Genomic DNA, 2,572 nt, shown 5'->3' on the forward strand with positions numbered 1-2,572 from the left:
TCGTACGCCTCCGAGGAGGACCGCCTTGCGGGCGAAGGGAGGATGTAGCTGACTGTCGGTATGGATATCTCTACTGACTGTCGCCAAGTCACTCGTCTCGAGATTGTTGACACTGGCCGCCGGCGCCGCTGGTCGGAAGAGGAGAAGCTGCGGATTGTCGAGGAGAGCTATTCGGCTCCGCGGCAAGCATCCGCGACAGCGCGGCGTCACGGGATTTCCAACCCACTGCTGTTTGCTTGGCGCAAGGCGCATCGTGAGGGTCGGCTCGGCGAAGGTGGCGTCTGCGGTTTCGTGCCGGCGGTGATCGTAGCGGAGCAGCCAAAGAAGGGTCCAGAACCGGCTGGCGGGCGCATGGAAGTGGTGAGCGTGAATGGCCGCAGGGTCATCGTCGAGCCAGACGTGGACGTGGAAGCGCTGCTTCGGATCATGCGCGGCCTGGAAACGCTGCGATGATCCCGATTCCGACGGGGGTGCGGGTGTGGCTGGCGACGGGACACACCGACATGCGCTGCGGCTTTCCCAGCCTTGCACTACGCGTGCAGGAAATCTTGAAGAAGGATCCGCTGAGCGGCCATCTTTTTTGCTTTCGCAGTAAAAGAGGCGATCTCCTGAAGGTCATTTGGCATGATGGGCAAGGATCATGCCTGTTCACCAGGCGTCTTGAGCGTGGCCGCTACATCTGGCCATCTCTGGCAGACGGAAGCGTTACGATCTCGACGGCGCAGTTAAGCTATCTCCTGTCCGGGATCGATTGGCGCAACCCTCAAAAAACCTGGCGTCCGACGCGGGTCGGCTAGCATTTACATTTTGAAATTGCAGGCAAAATCTGATTCACTGGCCTCATGACGTTGAAGCCGGATGATCTTCCTTCGGACCTCGCGAGTGCCCTGGCGGCGCTGCGGGCTGAACGTGAAGCGCGGCGGCAAGCCGAGGCGGTGGCCGCCAGCGCGCAGGCGAAACTATCGGATACCGAGGCGCTGATCGCACATCTACAGCTTATGATCGAGAAGCTGAAGCGCGAGAAATACGGCCAGCGTTCCGAGCGCACGGCGCGTCTGATCGAGCAGATGGAACTTCAGCTCGAAGACCTTGTGACCGCGGCGAGCGAGGATGAGCTTGCCGCGGCCGCTGCGGCGGCGAAGACCCAGAGCGTGCGTTCCTTCACGCGCAAACGGCCGGTGCGCAAACCATGGCCGGCCGACATCGAGCGCGAGCGCGTCGTCATCGAGCCGCCTACCACCTGCGCCTGCTGCGGCGGATCCCGGCTGTCCAAGCTGGGCGAGGACGTGACCGAGACGCTGGAGGAGATCCCGCGCCGGTTCAAGGTGATTGAGACGGTGCGCGAGAAGTTCACTTGCCGCGATTGCGAGAAGATCAGCCAGCCGCCGGCGCCGTTCCATGCCACGCCACGCGGCTTCATCGGTCCGCAGCTGCTGGCGACGATCCTGTTCGACAAGTTCGGCATGCACACTCCGCTCAACCGTCAGAGCACGCGCTTCAAGGCCGAGGGGATCGACCTGCCGCTGTCGACGCTGGCCGATCAGGTCGGCCACGGAACCTTCGCCGTCATGCCGCTCTTCCAACTGATCGAGCGCCATGTGCTCGCGGCCGAGCGCCTTCATGGCGACGACACCACCATTCGCATCCTGGCGAAAGGCAAGTGCACGACCGGGCGCATCTGGACCTATACGCGCGATGACCGTCCCTTCGCCGGGCCTGCGCCGCCGGCGGCGATCTACTACGCCTCGAGCGACCGACGTGGCGAGCGTCCTCAGAAGCATCTGGCCGGGTTCGCCGGCATTCTTCAGTGCGACTGTTACAGTGGCTTCGAGCCGCTGTTCGACCCGCAGCGGAAGGAGCAGCCGATCACGCCGGCCTTTTGCTACGCCCATGCGCGGCGAGGATTCTTCGAACTGGCCGACATCGAGAAGAATGCTCGCGAGGGCAAGAGGAATGGCAAACCGATCTCCCCGATCGCGCTGGAGGCGGTCAGGCGTCTCGACGCGCTGTTCGAGATCGAGCGCGCCATCAACGGCCGCAGCGCTGACGAGCGATATGCCGTGCGGCAGGAGAAGAGCAAACCACTTCTCGACGACATGCACGCCTGGTTGCTCCGCGAGCGCGACACCCTCTCGCGCTCTTCCGAGGTCCTGAAGCCAATCAACTACATGCTCAGGCGCTGGGCCGACTTCGCCCGATTCAGCGACGACGGCAGAATCTGCCTCAGCAACAACGCGGCCGAAAGAGCGCTGCGTGGCATTGCTCTGGGAAGGCGCAACTGGACCTTCGCCGGTTCCCAGCGCGGCGCCGAACGCGCCGCCGTCATGCTTACCCTCATCACCACGGCACGCCTCAACGACGTCGACCCGAAAGCCTGGCTCGCCGACGTCCTGGCCCGCATCGCCGATCTTCCCGTCTCGCGTCTGCACGAACTACTGCCCTGGGAATGGAAGCGCCTGCGCGAATCCGAGCCCGTCGATCAGCAGGCCGCCTGACCTTCACACATCGCCATCATAGAGCCCGCCGCGCGCACGCGCGTGTGCCAATCATGCGGCCTTCGTCGTATGCGTAC

At 63.7% G+C, this 2,572-nt stretch carries 3 protein-coding genes; all 3 read left to right on the forward strand.

The genetic code is table 11. From position 1 onward, the window contains the following. The first annotated feature begins 60 nt into the window (after positions 1-60). The 3 genes from tnpA to tnpC are packed head-to-tail and all read left to right on the forward strand — an operon-like array spanning position 61 to position 2,495. A complete protein-coding gene (gene tnpA, locus AC0L2P_RS32030) occupies positions 61-453 on the forward strand; it encodes an IS66-like element accessory protein TnpA (protein ID WP_473507220.1) in 393 nt (130 codons plus the stop codon). Further along, a complete protein-coding gene (gene tnpB, locus AC0L2P_RS32035; protein ID WP_473507221.1) occupies positions 450-797 on the forward strand; it encodes an IS66 family insertion sequence element accessory protein TnpB in 348 nt (115 codons plus the stop codon). Before tnpA ends, tnpB begins: the two co-directional genes overlap by 4 nt. A gap of 45 nt (positions 798-842) precedes the next feature. Continuing rightward, entirely contained in the window at positions 843-2,495 is a 1,653-nt protein-coding gene (gene tnpC, locus AC0L2P_RS32040) for an IS66 family transposase (RefSeq protein ID WP_473507222.1), read from the forward strand. Positions 2,496-2,572 lie beyond the last annotated feature (77 nt).

This window comes from Mesorhizobium sp. WSM4836 (assembly GCF_055811815.1).